We start from the raw sequence: 24,678 nt of genomic DNA, 5'->3' as shown, positions 1-24,678 counted from the left end.
CAGGCGGCAAATTTTTGAATCCCCAGGAGTTTACAGCCAATAAGTGACCGGGGTAAAAAAATGTAGCCAACGCACCTGTGGCACGAAAGGCGAAGTTCAGAATGATTCTCAATTTGGCAGCATGTATCCGGGACTGATACCATTGGTAGCACTTACACAATTATTGTCGAAATCATCGACACTGATGGACAGAATTTATGGCTATCTCAATCAAGACCCCTGAAGAAATCGAAAAAATGCGCGTCGCTGGCCGCCTGGCTGCCGAAGTGCTGGAAATGATCGAACCGTTTATCAAACCGGGCGTCAGCACCGGCGAATTGGATCGTATCTGCAATGACTACATCGTGAACGAGCAGCAGGCGATCTCCGCGTGCCTGGGCTATCACGGTTATCCGAAATCCGTCTGCATCTCCATCAATGAAGTGGTGTGCCACGGGATCCCGGACGACACCAAGCATCTGAAAGACGGCGATATCGTCAACATCGATGTCACCGTCATTAAAGACGAGTTCCACGGTGACACTTCCAAAATGTTTATCGTCGGCAAGCCGACGATTCTGGGCGAGCGTCTGTGCCGCGTCACACAGGAAAGCCTGTATCTGGCGCTGCGGATGGTAAAACCGGGTATTCGTCTGCGCACGCTGGGTGCTGCCATTCAGAAATATGCAGAAGGTGAAGGCTTCTCTGTGGTACGCGAATACTGCGGTCACGGCATCGGGCGTGGTTTCCATGAAGAGCCTCAGGTTCTGCACTACGATGCAGACGACGGCGGCGTAGTACTGCAACCGGGAATGACCTTCACCGTTGAACCGATGCTCAACGCCGGTGATTATCGTATCCGCACCATGAAAGACGGCTGGACGGTAAAAACCAAAGACCGTAGCTTGTCTGCACAGTACGAGCATACTATTGTGGTGACGGAAAACGGTTGTGAAATTCTGACGTTACGCAAGGATGACACTATCCCGGCGGTCATCACACACGACGAATAATGTTTTGCCTGATGGCGATGCCCCTGCATCTTATCAGGCCTACAAATTGCACCTTTACTCAAAATCATTCGAGTTGCTTCAAGGCGGCAAGAGAGTGAATCTCCAGGAGCGTACATAAGTACGTGACTGGAGTGAACAAACGCAGCCAACGCAGAAGCAGCTTGAAGGATGAAGAGTAAATCCGTAGGCCGGGTAAGGCGTTCACGCCACCATCCGGCTTTTTTATGGGTGGCGCACAATGAATACTCTTCCTGAACAACACGCAAATACTGCCCTCCCCACCCTGCCGGGCCAACCGCAAAACCCGGGAACCTGGCCTCAGCACGATCTCAACTGTAGCGGCATTAAAGCGCATATCGATTCGTTCCAGGGCTGGTTAGGCGAAGCCTTTGACAGCGGTATTTCCGCAGAACAGCTGATCGAAGCGCGCACCGAGTTTATTGACCAACTGCTGCAACGCCTATGGATTGAAGCCGGTTTCGGTCAAATTGCCGATCTGGCGCTGGTCGCCGTCGGCGGCTATGGGCGTGGCGAACTGCACCCGCTTTCCGATATCGACCTGCTGATTCTGAGTCGTAAAAAACTGCCTGACGCGCAGGCTGAGAAAGTCGGTGAGCTGCTAACCCTGCTGTGGGACGTGAGGCTGGAGGTGGGGCACAGCGTGCGTACGCTGGAAGAGTGTCTGCTGGAAGGCCTGTCCGATTTAACCGTCGCCACTAACCTGATTGAAACACGCCTGCTGATTGGCGACGTGGCACTGTTTCTTGAGCTACAAAAACATATTTTTAGCGAAGGCTTCTGGCCCTCCGATAAGTTTTACGCCGCCAAAGTAGAAGAGCAAAACCTGCGCCACCAACGCTATCACGGCACCAGCTACAATCTGGAACCGGATATCAAAAGCAGCCCCGGCGGCCTGCGCGATATCCACACCCTCCAGTGGGTGGCCCGCCGCCACTTTGGCGCCACGTCGCTGGATGAGATGGTTGGATTCGGCTTCTTGACGCTGGCGGAACGTGCTGAACTGAATGAGTGTCTGCACATCCTCTGGCGCATTCGCTTCGCACTGCATCTGGAGGTTACGCGTTACGATAACCGCCTACTGTTTGACCGTCAGCTTAGCGTCGCGCAACGGCTACACTACGGCGGTGAAGGCAACGAGCCTATCGAACGGATGATGAAAGACTATTTTCGCGTTACGCGAAGGGTCAGTGAGCTGAACCACATGCTGCTACAGCTGTTTGATGAGGCGATCCTCGCCCTGTCCGCAGATGAAAAGCCGCGCCCGATCGATGACGACTTTCAGCTACGCGGCACGTTAATTGATTTGCGTAACGACGATCTGTTTATCCGCGAACCGGAAGCCATTCTGCGGATGTTTTACACCATGGTGCGCAATAGCGCGATTACCGGGATTTACTCCACTACGCTGCGGCACTTACGCCATGCGCGTCGCCATCTGACGCAACCGCTGTGCTACATCCCGGAGGCGCGATCGCTGTTTCTCAGCATGTTACGCCATCCAGGGGCGGTGAGCCGTGGCCTGCTGCCGATGCATCGTCACAGTGTGCTGTGGGCCTATATGCCGCAGTGGTCGCACATTGTCGGCCAAATGCAGTTTGATCTGTTTCATGCCTATACGGTGGATGAACACACGATTCGCGTGATGCTAAAGCTGGAAAGCTTTGCCAAAGAAGAGACCCGCCAGCGTCACCCACTGTGTGTCGATCTCTGGCCGCGCCTGCGCCAGCCGGAGCTGATTCTGATTGCCGCGCTGTTCCACGATATCGCCAAAGGTCGCGGCGGCGACCACTCGGTTCTCGGTGCTCAGGATGTCCTCAAGTTTGCCGAACTGCACGGGCTGAATTCCCGCGAAACACAACTGGTCGCCTGGCTGGTTCGTCAGCATCTGCTGATGTCGGTTACCGCCCAGCGCCGCGATATTCAGGACCCCGAAGTGATCAAGCAGTTCGCCGAAGAAGTGCAAACGGAACACCGCCTGCGCTTCCTGGTGTGCCTGACGGTGGCGGACATTTGCGCCACCAACGAAACGCTGTGGAATAGCTGGAAACAAAGCCTGTTGCGCGAGCTGTACTTCGCTACCGAAAAACAGCTACGTCGCGGCATGCAAAACACACCAGATATGCGCGAACGCGTGCGTCATCACCAGTTACAAGCGCTGGCGCTGTTGCGCATGGACAACATTGATGAAGAAGCGCTGCACCATATCTGGTCACGCTGTCGCGCCAACTATTTCGTGCGCCACAGCCCAAACCAGCTGGCCTGGCACGCACGCCACCTACTCCAGCACGACATGAGCAAGCCGCTGATTTTACTGAGCCCACAGGCCACGCGCGGCGGAACGGAGATTTTCATCTGGAGCCCGGACCGCCCCTATCTGTTTGCCGCAGTCTGTGCCGAACTGGACCGGCGTAATCTTAGCGTCCACGATGCCCAGATTTTTACCACCCGCGACAACATGGCGATGGATACATTTATCGTGCTGGAGCCGGACGGCAGTCCGTTGTCATCTGACCGCCATGAAGCAATCCGTTCAGGGCTGGAACAGGCGATCACCCAACGCAGCTGGCAGCCACCGCAGCCGCGTCGCCAACCGGCAAAATTGCGCCATTTTACCGTCGATACCGAGGTAACTTTTCTGCCAACCCATACCGACCGGAAATCATTCCTTGAGCTTATCGCTCTCGACCAGCCCGGCCTGCTGGCGCGGGTCGGACAGATTTTTGCCGATCTGGGAATTTCGCTGCATGGCGCCCGAATTACAACCATTGGCGAGCGAGTAGAAGATTTATTCATAATCGCGACGGCCGACCGGCGTGCCCTTAATAATGAGCTGCAGCAGGAAGTGCATCAACGGTTGACAGAGGCCCTCAATCCAAACGATAAAGGGTGATGTGTTTATTTATTATGGAAAGAGTTTAACAATGCAGCAGTTACAGAACGTTATTGAGTCCGCTTTCGAGCGCCGTGCCGACATCACTCCGGCAAATGTAGATACCGTAACCCGTGAAGCGGTTAATCAGGTTATTTCTCTGCTGGATTCCGGTGCGCTGCGTGTTGCAGAAAAGATTGAGGGTCAGTGGGTCACGCATCAGTGGCTGAAGAAAGCGGTACTGCTCTCTTTTCGTATTAACGACAACCAGGTTATCGATGGCGCAGAAAGCCGCTACTTCGATAAAGTCCCGATGAAATTCGCCAACTACGATGAAGCGCGCTTCCAGAAAGAAGGCTTCCGTGTGGTTCCGCCAGCGGCCGTGCGCCAGGGTGCCTACATCGCACGTAATACCGTCCTGATGCCGTCTTACGTCAATATCGGTGCTTACGTTGATGAGGGTTCCATGGTGGATACCTGGGCGACCGTCGGCTCATGCGCGCAAATCGGTAAAAACGTTCACCTGTCTGGCGGCGTCGGTATCGGTGGAGTGCTGGAACCTTTACAGGCAAACCCGACCATTATCGAAGACAACTGCTTCATCGGCGCACGCTCCGAAGTAGTAGAAGGCGTGATCGTCGAAGAAGGTTCCGTTATCTCCATGGGTGTATACCTGGGCCAAAGCACCAAAATCTATGACCGTGAAACCGGCGAAGTTTTCTATGGTCGCGTTCCGGCGGGTTCGGTTGTGGTATCGGGAAATCTGCCGTCGAAAGACGGTAAGTACAGCCTGTACTGCGCGGTAATCGTCAAGAAAGTCGACGCCAAAACGCGTGGCAAAGTCGGAATTAACGAGCTGTTGCGTACCATCGACTAACGGCAATTTGAAAAAGCGGGCCTAGCCCGCTTTTTTTACATCTGCGAGTGGCATAAACAAGGCTTTTCGTTAATTATTCAATGGTTATAGTGAGCTTAAGGGTACCGCTATGTATGACAATCTGAAAAGTCTGGGCATTACCAATCCTGAAGAGATCGATCGTTACAGCCTGCGGCAAGAAGCCAACAACGATATCCTGAAAATCTATTTCCAGAAGGATAAAGGCGAGTTTTTTGCCAAGAGCGTCAAGTTTAAGTATCCCCGTCAGCGTAAAACCGTGGTTGCCGATGGTATCGGCCAGGGTTACAAAGAGGTGCAGGAGATCAGCCCGAACCTGCGCTATGTGATTGATGAACTGGATCAGATCTGCCAACGCGATCGCAGTGAAGTCGATCTCAAACGCAAGATCCTCGATGACTTACGACATCTGGAAAGCGTCGTTACCAACAAGATCAGCGAAATTGAATCCGATCTGGAAAAACTGACGCGTAAATAACCGTGAGTGGATGTATTCGTAGGCCGGGTAAGGCGAAGCCGCCACCCGGCATTTTGCCTGATAAGCGTAGCGCCATCAGGCAATCAATCAATGCTGTTCATCCAACTGTAACGCCACATACAGCAATAATCTGTCGTCGAAATTTCCCAAATCCAACCCGGTAAGTTCAGAGATACGGTTCAGACGATATTCCAGCGTATTGCGGTGGATAAACAACGCTTTTGAGGTCGCCAGCGGCTGCACGTTATGGCGAAACCAGGCCGTTAACGTCCGACGCAGTAACCCATTGTTATCCATTGCTTTCAAGCGGACCAGCGGACGCGCCAGCTCGTTGGCCTGCCAACCGCCGCGCAGGCTGTCCAGTAACACCGGCAGCATCAAATCCTGATAGAAATAGCTGCGACTTTCCGGCATACGTTGCTTACCGACCATCATCGTCGTCCGCGCTGTGCGATACGAGCGGGCAATGCTGCCCGGTCCGGTAAAGTAGTTACCCAGCGACACGCGAAAACGCAGCTGTCCGTTCTCTTTCATACGGGCAATTAGCTGCTCCACGCGCTTGCGGTGATCTTCCGCATCCCAACGGCCAAACTGATTGAGCGCTGGTTTCAGCACCACCATCTCGGTCAGTGACACAATCGCAATCAGGTTGTTACGTTCTGGCGTGGTCAACGCATTCTGTAGCTGCTGCAGTTCAGCCATCGCGCTGTCTACACCCAGTTGGCCGCTATCCACTTCCACCACCGCCACCACACGCGGCTGGTTCAAATCAATACCTAAACGCTGCGCCCACTCCATCAGCGCGGGGGTATTTTCCTCCGCCTGAATCAGGTTCATGACCAACTCTTCACGCAGACGGCTGTCCTGCGCCAGCAGGTGCATCAGGCGCGACTGCTCCAGCATCATTTCGGCGGTCATGCACACCAGCTCACCGTATTTACGCAGGTGCTCCGGCTCGCCGGTTAAGCCAATAACGCCAACAATTTCACCTTCGAGTCGTAGCGGCAGGTTTATCCCCTGTCGTACGCCGTGCAAATGCTTCGCGACCGCATCGTCAATGTCAACCACCCGGCCCTGTGAAAGCACCAGCAGCGCACCTTCGTGCAATTCACCAATACGCTCGCGATCGCCGCTGCCAATAATCCGCCCACGGGCATCCATTACGTTGATATTGGTATCGATGATGCGCATCGTTCGCGCCACGATATCCTGTGCCATTTTGGTATCAAGATGCCAGCCAGCCATAAACCCCTCCTGTGAGCAGAGTTCAGCATAAGGAAGATAATAATCGGCAGCATTGTGCAGATGCACAAACTGAAGAAGAGAAGTATGGAGTTGTGGGAGGGTTCACAAAAAGAACCCCTCCCCGATGACGGGAAGGGGTTGAGAGAGTCTTACTGCATCAACAGATAGATAGTGCTGTCGCCACGCTGAATATTCAGCGCCAGAACAGCCGGTTTGCTGTCGAGGATTTTACGCAGTTCGGCAATGTTTTTCACCGGTTGCTGGTTAGCACCGATAATCACATCCCCTTTCTTCAGGCCAATCATTGCTGCCGGCGTATTCGGTTTTACATCGCTGACCACAACACCTTTATCCTGGCCTTTGTTGCTCATATCCGCCCCTTCAATACCTTTGAAGATGGAGCTGGAATCAACCTGAGTCTGGCTGCTCTGCTGCAGTTCCAGATTCACCGTCACAGGTTTACCGTCACGCAGCAGGCCAAGGCTGATTTTGCTGCCTACCGGCATCGTACCCACCTGCGCACGCAGCGCGGCGAAGCTGCTGATCGGCTTACCGTTCAGCGAGGTAATCACGTCACCGGCTTTAATACCCGCTTTCGCTGCGGAGGAGTTCGGCATCACCTGGCTGACGAATGCTCCACGCTGGGCATCCACTTTCATCGCTTTCGCCAGCTCAGAGCTCAGCTCAGTCCCCATAATCCCCAGCTCACCGCGTTTCACCTGACCGAACTCCACCATCTGCGAGGTCAGGTTTTTCACCATGTTGCTTGGGATAGCAAAACCGATACCGATGTTGCCACCGTCTGGTGCGAGGATCGCGGTGTTAATACCGATTAGTTCACCGTTCAGGTTGACCAGTGCGCCACCAGAGTTACCGCGGTTGATCGCCGCATCCGTCTGGATAAAGTTTTCATAGTTTTCTGCGTTCAGGCCACTACGACCCAGCGCAGAAACGATACCAGAGGTCACCGTTTCACCGAGGCCAAACGGGTTACCAATCGCTACGGTATAATCACCCACGCGCAGCGCATCGGAATCAGCCAGCTTGATTGCCGTCAGGTTCTTCGGATCCTGAATCTGAATCAGCGCAATGTCAGAGCGCGGGTCTTTGCCGACCATCTTCGCGTCAAATTTACGCCCATCGCTCAGTTGGACTTTAATCACCGTGGCGTTATCCACCACGTGGTTGTTAGTCACAACATAGCCTTTTGCTGCATCGATAATCACGCCAGAACCCAGCGCCATAAATTTCTGCTGCTGGCCCTGACCGTCGCCGTTACCCGCGCCCGGCGCGCCACCCTGGCAGAATGGAGAGCTCTGGAACGGAGAACCGTCCTGGCAGAACGGGGAGTTATCCCCGAAGAACTGCTGGAAATTACGCGGCATACGCGGCGTATTCACCGTCGTGCTCCCCTCGACGTTAATACTCACCACCGATGGCATCACTTTTTCGAGCATCGGGGCCAGGCTTGGCATCTGTTGGGCGGTCGTTGCTGAAGACGCTGTCTCAGCCGCCGTTGCAGACAGGGGGGACAACGCCAAACCTAAACTCAGAGCCAGTGCACTCATTGCTAATGTGGTTTTTTTCATGTGTTTCATTCTCGATTAACTGATAACGCAAAATTGCTGTATACGTCAGAGTCGTTTTATAGCGCTAAGTTCCGGAATAAACTTTAAGGAAAAAGTAAAATTTTATTGTCCGTCTTTACAAATGGATGTTTATTGTTCTACCGCCATCAAGCGACGATATTCATCCCATGCATACAAATCTGTCATCCCACTGATATAATCCTGAATCAGCCGGCAGCGATAATAATATTCCAGTACCGGGTACTCGGCAGATGTCGGAGATATTTTACTGACCACTTCGACATAAGCAAGTCGATGGCGGGTGGAGAGCTTTTGAAATAAACGTGACTCAATGGGGAACGATTTTAATCTTTCGTTTTGAACAAGGGCAGAAAAATCTGCGAGCGCCATTTTTAATAGCGGCTGATAGATCTCCAACAGGCCACTGATCACCCGATAGCCCTGCAACTCGAGTTGCTCAACATCAGGATGGCTAAACACATGTTTCATCGCTACATTTTTATAGACTCCCAGCAATTGGCTGAAGCTACTGGCGTCTTCTAACAGGGCGTGATTAAAGCTGCCCTCATAAATCTGCGGTAAATTATCAATAAAACGCTGTGCGGCGTAGGGCACCAGTTTATTCAGCGTGTTAACCCGCAAATACATAAAAAACTGATCTTCCGTACTACGACTTAATGTATTTGAGCGCGATTTTTCCCACGCGTTTTCCATGACCTGACTAAACAGGGAACCTTTTTCATGTTGTCCCCAGGCCTCATACAGATGATGATAAAGCTGCTCGACGCTGAAGATTCTTTTCTCCACAGCATCTTCAAGATCGGCCACACAATAAGAGATATCGTCGGCGGCTTCCATAATCCAGGTTAATGGAAAGCGACTGTAAGGTGCTAATGATAATTCTTTACGTAACCGCTCAATATACGGTTCCTCGGAAAGATAATAGCCCGGCTTCTTCATTAAATAGTTATGCGTCACAGGCGTCTCTCCACGCCACCACGCTGGACGGGTATATTTTAAAATACCGCCGACCTGCGCCCAGGTCAGATTCATTCGCATCAAAGTATGTACAAGACGAATACCCTGCGCATTTCCTTCAAAATGACACAGATCCTGACGCACCTTGCGACGAATGTCATTGAGCGACTCTTCGCCTTCACGCAAACGTAACGCGGCCACCAGGCAGCGATCGTCGCTAAGAGGCTGGCTTTCCGCATCTGCAGGGAAAAGCCGCTGGCGAAACCAGTCATTAATCGCCGCTTCACCGAAGTGGCCAAACGGTGGATTACCGATGTCATGCATCAGGCAGGACATTTCGACCACGCTTTCAAAAGGGCCAGTTAATTCATCCAGGCCATACTGCTCTAACAGCTTCAGCTCTTTCAGTCGGCTGAGGATCTCTTTGGCGATGTAACGCCCGACCTGCTGAACTTCCATTGAATGCGTCAGACGCGTACGCACTGCGGCGTTGCGCTCCAGCGGAAAGACCTGGGTTTTTTGCTGCAATCGGCGGATGGCCGGGGAATTGATAATACGTCCACGATCGCTTTCAAAAATTCGCAGGATTTCATGCTCAGACTTTACGCCCTGCGGCGAACGGTAACGACGATGCCAGTTTATTTTTTTTCGAAAATCGATCTGTGCCATGCCCTCTCCCGCCTGAGAAATGCGCTACCCCTTAAGCGCATGATAGACTATGCCCTCAAATCTGGCTTATCGCGAGTAAATCTATGAAAATCGGCATCATTGGTGCAATGGAAGAAGAAGTCACGCTGCTGCGTGACAAAATCGAAAACCGTCAGACAATCACCCTCGGCGGTTGTGAAATTTATACCGGCCAGCTGAACGGGACCGAGGTTGCGCTACTGAAATCGGGCATCGGTAAAGTGGCTGCAGCGCTGGGTGCAACGTTGCTGCTCGAACGTTGCAAGCCGGATGCCATCATTAATACGGGTTCTGCGGGCGGCCTGGCTTCTACGCTGAAAGTCGGCGATATCGTGGTCTCTGACGAAGCACGTTATCACGATGCCGACGTCACCGCGTTTGGCTATGAATTCGGTCAACTCCCTGGCTGCCCGGCAGGTTTTAAAGCCGACCCTGCGCTTATCGCCGCGGCAGAATCCTGCATCGCAGAACTTAATCTGAACGCCGTTCGTGGTCTTATCGTTAGCGGCGATGCCTTCATTAACGGCTCTGTTGGCCTGGCAAAAATTCAGCATAACTTCCCGCAGGCGATTGCCGTAGAAATGGAAGCCACCGCGATTGCACACGTTTGCCATAACTTTAACGTTCCGTTCGTGGTGGTTCGCGCCATCTCCGACGTTGCCGATCAGCAGTCCCACCTGAGCTTTGATGAATTCCTGGTCGTTGCCGCGAAGCAGTCAAGCCTGATGGTCGAAGCGCTGGTACAGAAACTGGCGCATGGCTAAATTCATCTCCAGGGCGCTGGTCGCCCTGCTTTTTACGCTTCCGGCGTGGCTTTATGCCGCTCCACGTGTGATTTCCCTCTCCCCTGCTAACACCGAACTTGCCTTTGCCGCCGGCATTACGCCCGTTGGCGTCAGCAGCTACTCAAATTATCCGCCCGAGGCCAAAAATATTGAAGAGGTCTCCACCTGGCAAGGCATGAATCTGGAACGCATCGTGGCGCTCAAACCGGATCTGGTCATCGCCTGGCGCGGAGGCAATGCCGAGCGGCAAGTGAATCAGCTAACCGCCCTTGGTATTAAGGTTATCTGGGTGGATGCCGTCACCATCGAGCAGGTTGCCGATGCGCTGCGCCAGTTGGCGCCGTGGAGCCCCAAGCCTGAGCAGGCAAAACAGGCCGCGCAAACATTGCTTGATGAGTATGCTTTACTAAAATCTCAGTATGCGAACAAACCGAAAAAACGGGTATTTCTCCAGTTTGGCGCGAATCCTTTGTTTACCAGTGGAAAAGGCTCCATTCAACACCAGGTTCTTGAGGTATGCGGGGGAGAAAACATCTTTGCCGGCAGCCGGGTTCCCTGGCCGCAGGTCAGCCGTGAACAGGTACTGGCCAGAGCCCCCCAGGCAATCGTCGCCACTGGAGGATCGGGCGAAACTCTTAAAATTGAGCAATACTGGGGAGAACAGCTAAAAATCCCGGTTATTACCCTTAATAGTGACTGGTTTGAACGCGCGAGCCCGCGTATTATCCTCGCCGCAAAACAACTCTGTAATGCGCTTTCACAGATAAATTAGCGTCGGCCCCCCCACCAGGTGTGTTGTGAGGATTTAAGCATGCTCGTCTATTGGCTGGATATTGTCGGTACCGCAGTATTTGCTATCTCTGGCGTATTACTGGCCGGGAAATTACGTATGGACCCGTTCGGCGTGCTGGTCCTCGGCGTGGTTACTGCTGTCGGCGGCGGCACGATCCGCGATATGGCCCTGGATCATGGGCCGGTATTCTGGGTTAAAGATCCTACCGATCTGGTGGTTGCCATGATCACCAGCATGCTGACGATCGTATTGGTACGCCAGCCCAGACGTTTGCCTAAATGGATCCTTCCGGTGCTGGACGCCGTGGGTCTGGCGGTATTCGTCGGCATTGGCGTCAATAAGGCGTTTCTCGCCGGAACCGGTCCGCTGGTGGCGATTTGTATGGGGGTCATTACCGGCGTCGGCGGTGGGATCATACGCGACGTGTTGGCCCGTGAAGTGCCGATGATATTACGTACAGAAATCTATGCCACGGCCTGCATTATCGGCGGCATTGTTCACGCAACCGCGTTTTATACCTTCGCAGTACCGCTGGAAAACGCCAGTATGATGGGGATGGTTGTCACGCTGGTTATTCGTCTGGCCGCTATTCGCTGGCACTTAAAGCTACCGACATTTGCGCTGGATGATAACGGACGTTGATGTAACGATGCAGAACAAGTAGGCCGGATAAGGCGTTTACGCCGCCATCCGGCACATTGCCCGGTGGCGCTACGCTTACCGGGCCTACACCATCAGACCATCGGTATTGCAGACAGCAATCAGATGCTGAAAGAGGAACCACACCCGCAGGTGCTTTTGGCGTTAGGGTTAGTCACCACGAAGCGGGAACCTTCCAGACCTTCGGTATAGTCAACCGCGCCGCCCACCAGATACTGCAGGCTCATCGGGTCAACCACCAGGCCAACGCCCTGTTTCTCAATGGTCATATCGCCATCATTCACCTGATCATCAAAAGTGAAACCATACTGGAAACCGCTGCAACCACCGCCGGTGATATACACACGTAATTTCAGATTCGGATTATCTTCGTCAGCGATCAGGCTTTTTACTTTATTGGCTGCTGCTTCAGTAAATTGCAGTGGCAGCGCTACATCATCACTCATATTTTGCTCCAAACGACATTGGCAATTGGGCAAATAATGCTCTAAATAATTCAAGTTGCAGGAAGGCGGCAAGCGAGATAATCCCCAGGAGCATAGGCTACTATGTGACCGGGGTTAGCAAGTGTAGCCAACGCATCTGCAGCTTGAAGTATGACGAGCATTCAACCCAATGATTGGGGCATTATCTAATACCCTGGTATTTCGTTCAAGTATTCTCGCCAGCGGCTGTACTCTGGCTTTTCGCCGCCTGCTCCGCTTCCTGTTTTGCCAGCGTGCGAGCAAGGATAGTCGAGTATAGCGGCTTTCCGCCCATAAATTGGGCTAATAGTGTTGCGCCAAGACAGGTAATAATCATTGGCAAAATGAGCTGATAGTTATCTGTCATTTCCAGCACCAGTACGATGCCCGTGAGTGGCGCACGTACCGACGCCGCCAACAACGCCCCCATTCCGGCAATCGCAAACGTCCCGGCCTCCAGATGGTACTGTGGAAAAGAGGCTGCGGCCGCCATACCGAACGCGGTACCGAGCAGTGTCCCCAGCGCCAGCATCGGGGCAAAAATCCCGCCCGGCGCACCCGATGAGAAGCACAGCAGCGTGGTGATAACCCGGGCAATAAAAATAAACAGCAGAATGCCCACGCTAAAATTGCCCGCGGCAGCGATCGGGATCAGGTTAAACCCACCGCCTGCGGCTTCAGGTTTAATTAAGCCCAGGATCCCACACAGGCCGCCGATCGCCCCACCCATCAGCACCCATTTTTTAATGTCGCCACCGTGGAACCGCTGAAACATATCCTGAGTGCGTAGCACCATAGTATTGAACAACGGCCCGACACAGCCAAAAATAATCCCGAGGATCAAATACAGCCACAGGGTATTCACCGGCGCATTAGAGAGCTTCCCAACTTCAATAATCGGGGCCTCGCCGTTGAAAATACGAAACACAATGCTCGACATAATAACGCCAGTAAACACGGCTTTGATCGACACAAGGTTGTAACGAAACTGCGGACGCATCTCTTCAAGAATGAACAGGATGCCGGCCAGCGGTGCATTGAAGGCAGCCGATAGACCAGCAGCCGCACCGGTTGCCAGCAGGGTATGCCGCGCTTCGGCGCTGCGCATACGGAAGACATCCAGCACCATACGCCCGATGTTACCGCCGATTTGCACCGTTGGCCCTTCACGACCGAGCACCATACCGGCACCCAACGTCCCCATGCCGCCGATAAATTTCACCGGCAATACGCGCCACCAGCGCACCGGACGCAGCTCTTCCAGTGCACCCTCAATTTCAGGTATCCCCGAACCACCGGCCTCAGGTGCAAATTTACGCACCAGAAAATAGCCCACCATGGCCAGCAACGCCGAGAGAATAAAGGCCAGCGGCCATACCAGAATGGCGTGATCGGCAACCTGTACCAGTGCGCCAATACGCAAGTTCTGTACCCAGGTGACCGATTTCTCAAACGCCACGCCCACTAGTCCAGTCACGGTTCCCACTACGGCCGCCATAAAGAGGATCGCAAGCGGCGTTTTGTCCCGATCAAGGAGTCGACGGATCTGATCCCTGCGCCGTAAACGCACTATTTGCTGTGATTCAAAAGAGGGAGAGTCTGTTTTCATCAGATGATCATTTATTGGTAATACAAATACGGAGTCGGCATTCTACTCGCTCATTTTGTGAAAATCCCCTGCAAATCGTATTGTTTCAAATGCGCAAAACTTTCATAACCTTCGCTGAATAACTAGAATAGCCCGCATTCACTTTTTCTACGAACCAGGACCCATCCATGAGTAAGTCTGAAAACCTCTACAGCGCAGCACGCGAACTTATCCCCGGCGGCGTAAATTCCCCTGTTCGCGCCTTTACCGGCGTGGGTGGTACTCCGCTGTTTATCGAAAAAGCAGATGGCGCATATCTGTATGACGTCGATGGTAAAGCCTACATTGATTACGTCGGATCCTGGGGCCCGATGGTACTGGGTCATAACCACCCGGCAATCCGCAATGCGGTAATCGAAGCCGCCGAGCGTGGTCTGAGCTTTGGCGCACCGACCGAGATGGAAGTCAAAATGGCGGCGCTGGTCACCGAACTCGTGCCAACCATGGACATGGTGCGCATGGTCAACTCCGGTACCGAAGCAACGATGAGCGCCATCCGTCTGGCGCGTGGCTTCACCGGCCGCGATAAAATCATCAAATTTGAAGGCTGCTATCATGGTCATGCCGACTGCTTGCTGGTAAAAGCCGGTTCCGGTGCGCTGACGCTGGGCCAGCCGAACTCACCGGGCGTTCCGGCAGATTTTGCCAAGCATACCCTGACCTGTACCTATAACGATCTGTCCTCGGTGCGGGCGGCATTTGAGCAGTATCCACAGGACATTGCCTGCATCATCGTCGAGCCGGTTGCGGGCAACATGAACTGCATCCCACCACTGCCGGAATTCCTGCCGGGCCTGCGTGCGCTGTGCGATGAGTTCGGTGCATTGTTGATCATCGACGAAGTGATGACCGGTTTCCGCGTCGCGCTGGCTGGCGCGCAGGATTACTACGGTGTGGTGCCAGATCTGACTTGCCTGGGTAAAATCATCGGGGGCGGTATGCCTGTTGGCGCATTCGGCGGTCGTCGCGATGTGATGGACGCGCTGGCGCCAACCGGCCCGGTTTACCAGGCGGGAACGCTGTCCGGTAACCCGATTGCTATGGCAGCAGGATTTGCCTGCCTGAACGAAGTCGCTCAGCCGGGGATTCATGAGACCTTAGATGACCTGACCACGCGACTGGCAGAAGGCCTGCTGGAAGCGGCTCAGGAAACTAATATTCCGATGGTGGTGAACCATGTAGGTGGGATGTTCGGGATCTTCTTCACCGATGCCGAAACCGTGACCTGCTATCAGGATGTGATGGCGTGCGATGTCGAGCGCTTCAAGCGCTTCTTCCACATGATGTTGGATGAAGGTGTTTATCTGGCACCGTCCGCGTTTGAAGCGGGCTTTATGTCCGTGGCGCACAGCATGGAAGATATCAATAACACTGTCGACGCTGCACGCCGGGTATTTGCGAAGCTGTAAAAGAGAACGTCCAGAAACAACGTAGGCCGGGTAAGGCGAAGCCGCCACCCGGCTTTTTTATTGCCGGATGGCGACGCAAAGCGTCTTATCCGGCCTACATGAAAGGGGTCCGTCCATAGGCCGCCATCCGGCAAACTCAGCGACTCTGCTTTCTCAACAAATAGATAAAATACGGCGCACCAATAAACGTCGACAGTAATCCCGCCGGGATCTGATACGGAAACAGCACCATACGCCCGCACCAGTCGGCAAACACCAGCAGTACCCCACCCGCCAGCGCCGAGATCACCATATGCGGCATCGTACGCCGGAAACCTAACATCCGCGCAATGTGCGGCGCCATAAGCCCAACAAAGCTCAGCGGCCCGATGGTCATGGTGGCTGTCGCCGTCAGGCCGGCAGCCAACATCAGTAACGCCACGCGCGACGGTGTCAATGCAATTCCCACCGCACGTGCCGTATCACCACCCAACGGTAAAATCGTCAACCAGCGACGGCACAGCGGCGTAATCGCCAGTAGGATCACCATCACGATCCCGGTCCGCAGCACCTGTTCGCCGGTGGCGTTGTAGGTCGAGCCGGAGATCCAGGTCAGCACGCTTGCCATGCGCGGATCACCGCTGGCTTGCAGCATCATCAGCAGCATGGTGAAAGCGGTGCTGAGCGCCATCCCCGCCAGCAACATGCGGTGCGGCGAGAAGCCGCCTCGCCCGGCGGCAATCATAATAATCAGCAGCGTCACCGCCGCCCCGAGACTCCCGGCGGGCAGTAGCCAGCCAAACGCATCCCCCGGCACGAGGAACAGCATCAACACCACGCCAAACGCGGCACCGGAGCTAATCCCCAGGACTTCCGGACTGGCCATCGGGTTACCGGTCAGGCGCTGAATAATACAGCCCGCCACCGCCAGCATCACCCCGGCAATCAACGCCGCCAGAGTACGCGGCCAGCGCCAGGGCAGCAGTTCGTCCAGCATAGCGCTGCTGGCCCAGGTCCAGCCGTGAGCATCGCGACCAAACGAGAACGCCACGACGACAGTCAGCAGCAATATCGCCCCACCCACCAGCGCGAACATCAGTACGTTCTGACATTCCGCTGCCACGTGGTTATTGGCATTCATATCCGGCGCGCTCATACTGCGCAGGCGCGGCAGCAGCCACAGCAGCAGCGGCGCCCCAATCAACGCGGTCACCGAACCGGTGGAGACTTCCATCCACACGCGGGTCAACCACAGAATAATTTGATCGGAAAGCCAGAGGATCAGGGCACCAATCAGCGGAGCCAGCATCAGGCGCGCCAGCAAACGCCGCGCGCCGAGCATTTTCGCCAGCAGCGGGGCAAACAGGCCGATAAAGCCGATGATCCCCACCGCGTTAACCAGCAAGGCACTCAGCACAATCGCCAGTGTTAACGCAGCCAGACGTGCCAGCGACAGCGCCAGCCCAAGATTACGCGCCACCCCGTCATCCAGCCCCATCAACGTCATCGGGCGCAGTAACAGCAGGGTCAGCATCACGCCGCCCAGCAGCTGTGGCCACAGACGCTGCACGCCGTTCCAGTCGGTTTGAGTGAGCGTTCCGCTGCTCCACAAAAACATGCTTTGCAGCTGATCGTGGTGGAAGAGAACCATCAGCTGGTTAATCGCGCCGCAGTACAGGCTAACTACCAGACCAGCAAGGATCAGCGTCACGGGTGAGAGACGTTTACCCCAGGCGACGCCGAACACCAGCGCTCCGACGATACACGCCCCGGCCAGTGCCGCAAATTGCGTGGTCAGCGCACCGGGGATAGCCCACAGAGTAGTGACCGTAATGCCCAGTTGCGCGCCGGTTGCCACACCCAGCGTGGTCGGCTCCGCCAGCGGGTTTCGTAACACCTGCTGAAACAGCACCCCAACCAGACCCAATCCGGCACCGACCAGTAATGCAATCGCCAGTCGTGGCAGCAGACTGTAATGGAAAACCATCTGCTCAATGACATCGATATCCGGTGACCAGATAGCCTGTTGCCACTGGCTACGCGGCAGCGCAACGGAGAAGTTAATCCAGGTTAGCCAGCAGGCTGCTATCAACAACACCGTCAGCAACAGGGCCGGGAACAGCGCAATTCGTTTGCTCACGCTTTGCCTCCCAACGCATTATCCAGGATGCGGGCAAAGTGCATTGCCGACAGCGTGGCCCCATAGAACCACACCGCAGGCACTCGCTGAAAACGTCCGCTACGAACGAATGGCATCGCCTGCCACAGCGGCGTAGACATCAGCGCGGCCATCTCTTGATTGTTGCCGTGGTCGAAGCACAGCACATCAACATCTTTATACCCGGCAAGCCGGTCAATCCCCACGACTGTGCTGCCCCAGAAGTTGGTTTCCCCCTGCCAGGCATTCAGGATCCCGTATTCTTCCAGCACGTCCTGAAACAGACTGTTCGGGCCAAATACCAGCATATGTCGGGAATCAAGCAGGGATGTCAGGAGCACAGGACGCGCGCCACGTTGAATAAAGCGCGGTTTCAGGCTGGCAATCACGCTATCGTATTGCGCCAGATGACGTTCAGCGGCCGGTTGCAGATTCAGCAGTTGCGCCATCTCCTGCAGCGACTGGCGAGCGACCGCCAGCGGCTTTTTGCCATCACTGAAGCTAAATCCGCGCCCAGGCGCAATGCGCGCCAGCTTTTCTGGCGCAGGGCCATAGCCTGCGGACCAGACCATAAACGAGGGTTTCATTTCGGTTAGCAGTTCGAGATTGGGTTCTGTACGTAACCCGACGTCAATCACCGAGTCCGGCAATGGGGGTTGATTGACCCATAGCCTGTAGTTAGGAACATCTGCTACGCCATAGGGGGTGATTCCCAGCGCCAGCAACAGCTCTACCGGTAACCATTCCAGCGCCACAATACGCTCTGGATCAACCGCCGCCGCACGCGCTGAGTTCATCTGCCAGAGCAGCGGTGACAGCGCCATCGCCGTTAATAAACGTCGACGGGTGATATGATGTAATCCGACCATTAATAAACAAAACTCACGGGTGCGGCACCGCCCGGATGCGGCAAAATGCCCATCGGGATGCCATAAATCAGTTCCAGGGTTTCACTGCGCATCAGTTCCGCAGGCGTTCCCTGAGCAATCATTTCGCCACCGCGCAGCGCTACTAAATAATCACAGTAGCGAGCTGCCATGTTGATATCATGCAATACGGCGATCACCGTCAGTCCACGCTGCTGGCTTAAGCGGTGCACCAGCGCCAGCACATCAACCTGATGCGCAATATCCAGCGCCGAAGTCGGTTCGTCAAGCAGCAGGCAGCGGCTGTCCTGCGCCACCAGCATGGCTATCCACGCACGTTGGCGTTCACCACCGGACAGGCTATCAACCAGACGATGCGCCAGCGGCTTTAACCCTACAAGCGTTATCGCCTCTTCCACTTTTTCTCTGTCAGCCACGCCAAAACGTCCCAACGCGCCGTGCCATGGATAACGACCAATCGCCACCAGTTCACGTACCGTCATCCCTTCTGCCTGTGGCAACTGCTGCGGCAAATAGGCGACCTTACGCGCAAATTCTTTGCTGCTCCAGTTTTCCAGCGGCTGCTCATCGAGCAGGATATCGCCGTCTGATGGCGGTTGATGACGCCCCAGCATTTTCAGTAAGGTCGATTTACCGGAACCATTATGACCGATAAGACCGGTCACTTTTCCCACGGGAAACGTTAACGAGAGGGGATGCAAAAGCGTGCGGCCAGGCACACGAAAGGAGACATTACTCAACGCAAAAGTGGTGTCGGGATGGGATCTGTTTTCCTGCATAGCGGCCAACTTGTAAAACGGGCACGCAAAGCGTGCCCAAAGAGAAATTAGAAACGGAAGGTTGCGGTTGCAACGACCTGACGTTCCGCGCCCCAGAAGCAGCCATAGGTCTGGAAGCAACTGGCGACATATTCACGGTCAAGCAAGTTGTTAACGTTAACCGCAATGCTAGAGCCAGCCATACCGAAACGTGCTAAATCATATTTTACAACAGCATCCATAACTGCTGCGCTACCCACTTTAAAGGTGTTTGTTGGATCGCCGTAGCTGGAACCAATAAAGCGGCCGCCGGTGCCCAGCGTCAGGCCAGATAACGGACCTTCATAGAAGGTGTAATCCCCCCACAGAGAAGCCATTTGTTCTGGTACCTGCTCAGGCGTATTCCCCTTAAGCTTGGTGTCTTTCGTGTATTCCGCATCAGTATAGGTGTAAGAAGCCGTCATATTGATATTTGCGGTAAGTGCCGCTTTGGCTTCCAGTTCAACACCACGCGCGCGAATTTCACCTGCAGGAACCTGAGCCAGAGGATTATTAGGATCAGCAGTCAGGTTATTGGTTTTCGTGAGCTGATAAACCGCCCCAGTTACGACAATCGGCAGATCTTTCGGTACATACTTAATCCCGGCTTCATACTGCTCGCCTTTGGACGGCTCGTAAGAAACGCGCGGAACGCTCCACAAGTCAAATGAACTCGGTTCAAACGACTGGCTATAGCTGATATACGGCGTAATACCATTATCAAATAGATAGTTTACACCGCCACGCCAGGTGAACTGGTGGTCATTACGCTCAATGTACCCTTCCGTTGGCGTATATGAGTTCTGACGTATTGTTGTGGCTTGCTGTGACCAGTCGTAGCGACCCCCGAGGGTAAACACCCACTTATTCCACTCAGCCTGATCCTGAACATAGATACCGGTCTGTTTGGTTTCATTCATCTGATACGGTTCGGTATCACCGAATGCAAAATACTCAGGATCGTAGTTGCCGTTAAGATCAATCGGTGGCGCACTACCAAAAGCAGCATTGATATCATTACGCATGCGCATGAAATCAACACCGGTTAACAAAGTGTGTTCGACAGTGCCAGTCGCAAACTTACTTTCCAGTTGCGTATCAACACTGAAGTTTTGCAGGCGCTCATCATCCACAACCGTTCCACGGTTCAATGTATGACCATCGGAAGCAATCCCGGTACCGTACACACTCTGCTGCGACGTCTTCATTTCAGTAAAGCGCAGATTCTGGCGAACGGTGAATGTATCGTTAAAACCGTGCTCGAAGCTGTATCCCACCATTTTCTGATTGCGGGAATAGGTGTTGTTTGAAGCACCTTCATTGAAATCGGTCGGCAAACGCTTGCCATTTGGCAGAGGCTCAACGGTACCTTCTTTCGGTAACCAACCGTAGTAACCTGTTTCCGGTTCGTTCTGGAAATAGGACAAGAACGTAAAGTTGGTTTTGTCATCCGGACGCCAGGAGAAGGACGGAGCGATCGTGTAACGCTGCGATTCGGACCCTTGCTGCTGCTCGTTTGTTGAGCGTGCCAGTCCGGTTAAACGGTAGGAAAACTCACCGTTGTCATCCAGCGCATCGCTAAAGTCAAAACCGGTCTGGAACAAATTGTCCGACCCCATTTTGAACTGAATTTCTTTTAGCGGCTCGGTGGTCGGGCGCTTGCTGACCATAGAGATAATGCCGCCAGGGTTACTCTTACCGTAGAGTACAGACGTTGGGCCACGCATCAACTCAACACGCTCAAGCATGTAAGGATCAATAACCGCATCGTTGTAGAAGTTACCCTGCAATTTCAGTCCATCCAGATAGTTATTCTGGCTCAGACCGACGGAAGAGAACCCGCGGATAATAACAAAATCATAGGTGTTAGATGCACCACGACTGTTAACCGTCACACCTGGCGTATAGCCCAGCGCTTCTTTCACTGACTGGAATTGATGCATTTGCATCTCTTCATTGGTCACGACCGAAACAGACTGCGGGGTCTTTTCGATAGGCGTATCTGTCTTGGTCGCCGTGGCGGAACGCTTCGCGGCGATGGTCGGAGCTGGCCCCCATGCACTTTCTTGTGCGGCAGGAGCTGCGGTTACGGTGATGGTTTCTTCTTTCGGTTCGACCGCCGCCTGTGCATAGACAGACATGCCGCTAACCGCTGTGGCTACCACAACTGCAATTTTACGCAGCGAGGAATTTGGCTGAGCAGTTTTAAAACGCGCCATTGGTATATCTCTGATGAAAGTGAATGATAACGTAAACGAGAATTATTATTATAACGGCAGCATAATAGGACAGCCGACTGACGCATAGCAAGCGATATAAGCCCCTACCAGAATTAAGGGGTTAAGAAATAAACAGATGAAAGGCGAAAGTTACCAGATGATCAGATTTGTTATATTTTTGATGCCACGTCAGCCAAGTGTCGACCATTTCAGCATTAGCGATAGTAGACCTCAAATGTCGCAATCGCGTCTACGTCGCCGCCTTTCACCGTCCCTGTCTTGATGTAACGCGCTTTCAGAGGGATCTCAACGACCTCTTTATTACTGGTGCTACTCGTGGCGGTATAGTCTTGATCAAAACTCAGCACCGTATTGTTTTTATCGAGAATTTGAATCCCTACACCGCTGGCGGTGCTATCGCCGCTAGCAATATTAAGGATATTGCCGTCCGTCACCCCCGTAGATCCAGCGCTTTTAAATTGATAATCCACCTGAGTCCCGGCAGCGCAGTCAGTAATTTTTATTTTGAAATTATCGTCAGAAAGAATGGCCGAGTATTGGCCATCCCAGTCTCCGCTGTAGAGCGTCTTGAGGGGAACATAAATATTTTTCTCAGCCAGATTACAGGTGTTCGTGGTGATATGTACGCTTGCTGGGGAGAATGCTATTGCGCTAATCATAACGTTATCGTAGGTCACTTCGGAGTACAGTCGCGACGTATCAAGATAACCGTCCGCCACTTCGCCAATAACCACTAACTCCGCAGCAGTATGGTATCTCGTGGTGAATTCAGAACCTTTTCTCATTCCGACATAGTGCAAGGGCGTCACGAGATCGGTTGAGTTAAACGTCGCCACTCTTTCCTCTGCGGCAGCGACACGTATCCCTATACCGGCGACATTGGTTTTATATACGCCGGGAAGAACATCTCCACGGGCATCCGCATCGGTAATGATGGTGTAACCCTCTCGAACCCTAACCTCTTGGCTATCACAATCAACTTTAACCTCTCCGCTTTCCACACTGTTTTCATACAGAATTGTGCCGATGGGGGTATCAGGTTCAACAATAATAGTAGCTGGCAGAATGAACGTCTGAGTAACGCCGCCACTACCACCATTAAAGATACAGGCTGCCAGAACCGGGGAACTCGCCGCCGCCAGCAGAATCAACAATACGGCCATCGCCACTTTTTTGAATACGAGCATCCTGTTCACTTTTCATCCTTGTATGACTGACAATGGGTACTGATTAACCGTATCTGGGGCGTTGACGTTTCTGGAACCGAGACAGTACCTTTACACTGCATTTCCGGCCCCTTGCCCCACTGAACTGAAAATGCCTGGGATCCCTGTAGCCCTGTGAGGTAAACCTCACCATTATCGCCAACAATAGCAGTGGTATTATCCATACTTAATACTGCGCCAAAGGGCACATAACCTGAGCCTTTTTTCAGCGTCAACAGTACTCGCTGACCGACTCGCGCGATAAAATCGGCCGACACTACCGCGCCCTTTGTCGGGACCACATCCAGCGAAGCATCCTGAATATCAAGGTTGCCACGCCCGCGCGTATTCACCGTAATCGTGTTATGTCGGTAATTGCTTAGTGTTGGCACAATGGCATTCCCCCAGCGGTCGGTGTAAATCCCCTGCGCATTCTGAATACTGACATCACGGCCATCAGCAATATGCACCACCGCAAAAGCATCCTGTAACGAGCGTCCCAGCGTAATGCCGTGCGGGTGCGCAACCACCGAACCCTGTGCGGTGTAGCTTAACTGGCGGTTATCTCCCTGATAGCTATAGCTGGAGCCAAACTCACCCGCCGAAGCGCGATAGCGAGCTGACAAATAGCCCCCCATCCCGCCATTATTATCGGTATAGCTCTGCTGCAGGTTGTAATTGAGATTGTTGTCTTTCAGTGCCATACCGCTCAGCCCTACTTGATGGGACGTACTACCATGCTGCGAACTGTTCAGGCTATAGGTCGCCCATGCATTGGGAAGCCACTGAGAAAGCGGAATATTCACCGTTAGTGCAACCTGCTGATCTTGGGCTGTCGACGGTGTTTTGGTCATACTGTAGTTCACTGACCAACTCACACCAGCCCAACGCGCGCTATACCCCAGGCTAACGCTCTGTTCATGACCACTCAGATTCCAGTAATCCTGCTGGTAAGCATTAGCATAAATTGATCCCCATTGTCCTATCGATTGCGAGAGGTTGGCCTGCATTCGGCTTCGGCGATTATTGGTACTGCGATAGCTGTAGATACCCTCCTCAATATCCGCGTTGTTACGCTGGTCAATAGCTTCCTGGTAGGTATAAAAACCAGCGGTTGAATAGCGATAGCTCGCCAGCGTCACAGTGGTATTCGTGACAGGAAAGTCTTTCGCATACTGTGCTCGCCAGGACATACCGTTAGCGTCTTCCCGCGAACCATCAAATGTGGTTTTGGCCGCTGTCACGTCCATCGAGAATGAACCAAAGCGGTGCAAATCAGCCCCAATGCCCACCAGTGCAGAGCGGTAAATCGACGCCCCCAATAAGCCGCCGTAAACGGTCATGCCATAAGGCAGACCATAAATAGCCGTTGCCTGACCAAACCCCGGCTCTTCTCCCTCATCCGTATCACGGTAGCGCCCGGCCGCCAGGCTGTATTTTAGCGAACCCTCTCGCTGTAGCACCGGCACTGACGAACTGGCTTGAATAAAGCTACGCTCCGTTCCATCGGCTTCCGTGATAGTCACTTCCAGATCGGATCCAGCGGTCACCTGACTTAAATCTCGAATCTCAAAAGGACCAGCAGAAACATAGCTTTGGTATATGACATAGCCATTTTGTTTGATCGAAACTTTAGCATCGCTATTGGCAATACCTCTCACCACCGGCGCAAATCCCTGTTGGCTACTCGGCAGCATACTGGTATCCGTTTCCAGTTTTATTCCCGTCATCTGCACGCTGTCGAATAGCTCACCGTCAGTATACGTTTGTCCAATTTCCAGTTGACTCCGCAGACGCTTAATATCGCGCTGTAACGTCGTGCTGATTGACGACCAGCCGTTGTCATCACCCCAGGTGCTATTATTGCGTAAACGCCAGGCACCAATATTCATCCCAGAA

The 24,678-nt window shown here is 53.5% G+C and carries 19 protein-coding genes; 8 read left to right on the top strand and 11 right to left on the bottom strand.

Annotated elements, in window-relative coordinates:
* Positions 1-197 precede the first annotated feature (197 nt).
* The 4 genes from map (at position 198) to IMQ48_RS21705 (ending at position 5,255) form a co-directional block, all read left to right on the top strand.
* Positions 198-992, top strand: a complete 795-nt coding sequence (gene map / locus IMQ48_RS21720) for a type I methionyl aminopeptidase (protein WP_196210618.1) — start codon at positions 198-200, stop codon at positions 990-992.
* A gap of 238 nt (positions 993-1,230) precedes the next feature.
* Positions 1,231-3,903 (top strand): bifunctional uridylyltransferase/uridylyl-removing protein GlnD, encoded by a 2,673-nt coding sequence (gene glnD / locus IMQ48_RS21715; protein WP_196210617.1) that lies wholly within the window; start codon positions 1,231-1,233, stop codon positions 3,901-3,903.
* A 31-nt stretch (positions 3,904-3,934) separates the two neighbouring features.
* On the top strand, positions 3,935-4,759 hold the full coding sequence (gene dapD / locus IMQ48_RS21710; protein ID WP_196210616.1) for a 2,3,4,5-tetrahydropyridine-2,6-dicarboxylate N-succinyltransferase: 825 nt from the start codon (positions 3,935-3,937) through the stop codon (positions 4,757-4,759).
* 109 nt (positions 4,760-4,868) lie between these two features.
* Positions 4,869-5,255 carry a DUF3461 family protein gene (locus IMQ48_RS21705; RefSeq protein ID WP_096758245.1) on the top strand — a complete coding sequence of 129 codons (387 nt, stop codon included), beginning with the start codon at positions 4,869-4,871 and terminating at the stop codon, positions 5,253-5,255.
* Between the two features lie 87 nt (positions 5,256-5,342).
* Here IMQ48_RS21705 and cdaR read toward each other — a convergent pair whose 3' ends face one another.
* From cdaR to dgt, 3 genes are all read right to left on the bottom strand, one after another.
* Positions 5,343-6,500: a DNA-binding transcriptional regulator CdaR gene (cdaR, locus tag IMQ48_RS21700; RefSeq protein WP_196210615.1), complete on the bottom strand. Its 1,158-nt coding sequence runs from the start codon at positions 6,498-6,500 to the stop codon at positions 5,343-5,345.
* A gap of 149 nt (positions 6,501-6,649) precedes the next feature.
* The gene (degP, locus tag IMQ48_RS21695; protein WP_196210614.1) at positions 6,650-8,089 is read right to left on the bottom strand and encodes a serine endoprotease DegP; all 1,440 of its coding nucleotides are present in this window, start codon (positions 8,087-8,089) and stop codon (positions 6,650-6,652) included.
* A 129-nt stretch (positions 8,090-8,218) separates the two neighbouring features.
* The gene (gene dgt / locus IMQ48_RS21690) at positions 8,219-9,736 is read right to left on the bottom strand and encodes a dGTPase (protein WP_196210613.1); all 1,518 of its coding nucleotides are present in this window, start codon (positions 9,734-9,736) and stop codon (positions 8,219-8,221) included.
* Positions 9,737-9,819: 83 nt separating this feature from the next.
* Here dgt and mtnN point away from each other — a divergent pair, with 83 nt between their 5' ends.
* The 3 genes from mtnN to IMQ48_RS21675 are packed head-to-tail and all read left to right on the top strand — an operon-like array spanning position 9,820 to position 11,974.
* Positions 9,820-10,518 carry a 5'-methylthioadenosine/S-adenosylhomocysteine nucleosidase gene (mtnN, locus tag IMQ48_RS21685; RefSeq protein ID WP_115259412.1) on the top strand — a complete coding sequence of 233 codons (699 nt, stop codon included), beginning with the start codon at positions 9,820-9,822 and terminating at the stop codon, positions 10,516-10,518.
* Positions 10,511-11,311, top strand: a complete 801-nt coding sequence (btuF, locus tag IMQ48_RS21680) for a vitamin B12 ABC transporter substrate-binding protein BtuF (RefSeq protein ID WP_196210612.1) — start codon at positions 10,511-10,513, stop codon at positions 11,309-11,311. Before mtnN ends, btuF begins: the two co-directional genes overlap by 8 nt.
* Positions 11,312-11,350: 39 nt before the next feature.
* Entirely contained in the window at positions 11,351-11,974 is a 624-nt protein-coding gene (locus tag IMQ48_RS21675) for a TRIC cation channel family protein (RefSeq protein ID WP_196210611.1), read from the top strand.
* A gap of 119 nt (positions 11,975-12,093) precedes the next feature.
* Here the strand turns inward: IMQ48_RS21675 and erpA are convergent, their stop codons facing one another.
* The gene (gene erpA, locus IMQ48_RS21670) at positions 12,094-12,438 is read right to left on the bottom strand and encodes an iron-sulfur cluster insertion protein ErpA (RefSeq protein ID WP_003018581.1); all 345 of its coding nucleotides are present in this window, start codon (positions 12,436-12,438) and stop codon (positions 12,094-12,096) included.
* A gap of 205 nt (positions 12,439-12,643) precedes the next feature.
* Positions 12,644-14,065, bottom strand: a complete 1,422-nt coding sequence (gene clcA, locus IMQ48_RS21665; protein WP_196210610.1) for a H(+)/Cl(-) exchange transporter ClcA — start codon at positions 14,063-14,065, stop codon at positions 12,644-12,646.
* A gap of 167 nt (positions 14,066-14,232) precedes the next feature.
* Here clcA and hemL point away from each other — a divergent pair, with 167 nt between their 5' ends.
* The gene (gene hemL / locus IMQ48_RS21660; RefSeq protein ID WP_196210609.1) at positions 14,233-15,513 is read left to right on the top strand and encodes a glutamate-1-semialdehyde 2,1-aminomutase; all 1,281 of its coding nucleotides are present in this window, start codon (positions 14,233-14,235) and stop codon (positions 15,511-15,513) included.
* A 136-nt stretch (positions 15,514-15,649) separates the two neighbouring features.
* On the opposite strand, the gene fhuB is transcribed toward hemL, so the two are convergent.
* From fhuB to IMQ48_RS21630, 6 genes are all read right to left on the bottom strand, one after another.
* Positions 15,650-17,632, bottom strand: coding sequence for a Fe(3+)-hydroxamate ABC transporter permease FhuB (gene fhuB / locus IMQ48_RS21655; protein WP_196210608.1), 1,983 nt, complete (start codon positions 17,630-17,632; stop codon positions 15,650-15,652).
* Positions 17,629-18,519, bottom strand: coding sequence for a Fe(3+)-hydroxamate ABC transporter substrate-binding protein FhuD (gene fhuD / locus IMQ48_RS21650; protein WP_196210607.1), 891 nt, complete (start codon positions 18,517-18,519; stop codon positions 17,629-17,631). The genes fhuB and fhuD overlap by 4 nt, the downstream gene beginning before the upstream one ends.
* Positions 18,519-19,316 (bottom strand): Fe3+-hydroxamate ABC transporter ATP-binding protein FhuC, encoded by a 798-nt coding sequence (gene fhuC, locus IMQ48_RS21645; protein WP_196210606.1) that lies wholly within the window; start codon positions 19,314-19,316, stop codon positions 18,519-18,521. Before fhuC ends, fhuD begins: the two co-directional genes overlap by 1 nt.
* A 47-nt stretch (positions 19,317-19,363) precedes the next feature.
* The gene (gene fhuA, locus IMQ48_RS21640; RefSeq protein WP_196210605.1) at positions 19,364-21,553 is read right to left on the bottom strand and encodes a ferrichrome porin FhuA; all 2,190 of its coding nucleotides are present in this window, start codon (positions 21,551-21,553) and stop codon (positions 19,364-19,366) included.
* Positions 21,554-21,768: 215 nt separating this feature from the next.
* Positions 21,769-22,761, bottom strand: coding sequence for a fimbrial protein (locus IMQ48_RS21635; protein WP_196210641.1), 993 nt, complete (start codon positions 22,759-22,761; stop codon positions 21,769-21,771).
* 5 nt (positions 22,762-22,766) lie between these two features.
* On the bottom strand, positions 22,767-24,678 hold a 1,912-nt coding region (locus IMQ48_RS21630; RefSeq protein WP_196210604.1), incomplete at its 5' end, for a fimbria/pilus outer membrane usher protein.

The organism is Citrobacter sp. Res13-Sevr-PEB04-36 (genome assembly GCF_015672735.1).
Lineage (GTDB): Bacteria > Pseudomonadota > Gammaproteobacteria > Enterobacterales > Enterobacteriaceae > Citrobacter.
The sequence above is the reverse complement of the archived record's forward strand: the minus strand, read 5'-3'. Positions and strand labels throughout refer to the sequence as shown.

Excerpts from the sequence above, each read along its gene's own strand:
- map (WP_196210618.1), top strand. The coding sequence starts at position 198 with ATGGCTATCTCAATCAAGACCCCTGAAGAAATCGAAAAAATGCGCGTC.
- glnD (WP_196210617.1), top strand. The coding sequence starts at position 1,231 with ATGAATACTCTTCCTGAACAACACGCAAATACTGCCCTCCCCACCCTG.
- dapD (WP_196210616.1), top strand. The coding sequence starts at position 3,935 with ATGCAGCAGTTACAGAACGTTATTGAGTCCGCTTTCGAGCGCCGTGCC.
- IMQ48_RS21705 (WP_096758245.1), top strand. The coding sequence starts at position 4,869 with ATGTATGACAATCTGAAAAGTCTGGGCATTACCAATCCTGAAGAGATC.
- cdaR (WP_196210615.1), bottom strand. The coding sequence starts at position 6,500 with ATGGCTGGCTGGCATCTTGATACCAAAATGGCACAGGATATCGTGGCG.
- degP (WP_196210614.1), bottom strand. The coding sequence starts at position 8,089 with ATGAAAAAAACCACATTAGCAATGAGTGCACTGGCTCTGAGTTTAGGT.
- dgt (WP_196210613.1), bottom strand. The coding sequence starts at position 9,736 with ATGGCACAGATCGATTTTCGAAAAAAAATAAACTGGCATCGTCGTTAC.
- mtnN (WP_115259412.1), top strand. The coding sequence starts at position 9,820 with ATGAAAATCGGCATCATTGGTGCAATGGAAGAAGAAGTCACGCTGCTG.
- btuF (WP_196210612.1), top strand. The coding sequence starts at position 10,511 with ATGGCTAAATTCATCTCCAGGGCGCTGGTCGCCCTGCTTTTTACGCTT.
- IMQ48_RS21675 (WP_196210611.1), top strand. The coding sequence starts at position 11,351 with ATGCTCGTCTATTGGCTGGATATTGTCGGTACCGCAGTATTTGCTATC.
- erpA (WP_003018581.1), bottom strand. The coding sequence starts at position 12,438 with ATGAGTGATGATGTAGCGCTGCCACTGCAATTTACTGAAGCAGCAGCC.
- clcA (WP_196210610.1), bottom strand. The coding sequence starts at position 14,065 with ATGAAAACAGACTCTCCCTCTTTTGAATCACAGCAAATAGTGCGTTTA.
- hemL (WP_196210609.1), top strand. The coding sequence starts at position 14,233 with ATGAGTAAGTCTGAAAACCTCTACAGCGCAGCACGCGAACTTATCCCC.
- fhuD (WP_196210607.1), bottom strand. The coding sequence starts at position 18,519 with ATGGTCGGATTACATCATATCACCCGTCGACGTTTATTAACGGCGATG.
- fhuC (WP_196210606.1), bottom strand. The coding sequence starts at position 19,316 with ATGCAGGAAAACAGATCCCATCCCGACACCACTTTTGCGTTGAGTAAT.
- fhuA (WP_196210605.1), bottom strand. The coding sequence starts at position 21,553 with ATGGCGCGTTTTAAAACTGCTCAGCCAAATTCCTCGCTGCGTAAAATT.
- IMQ48_RS21635 (WP_196210641.1), bottom strand. The coding sequence starts at position 22,761 with ATGCTCGTATTCAAAAAAGTGGCGATGGCCGTATTGTTGATTCTGCTG.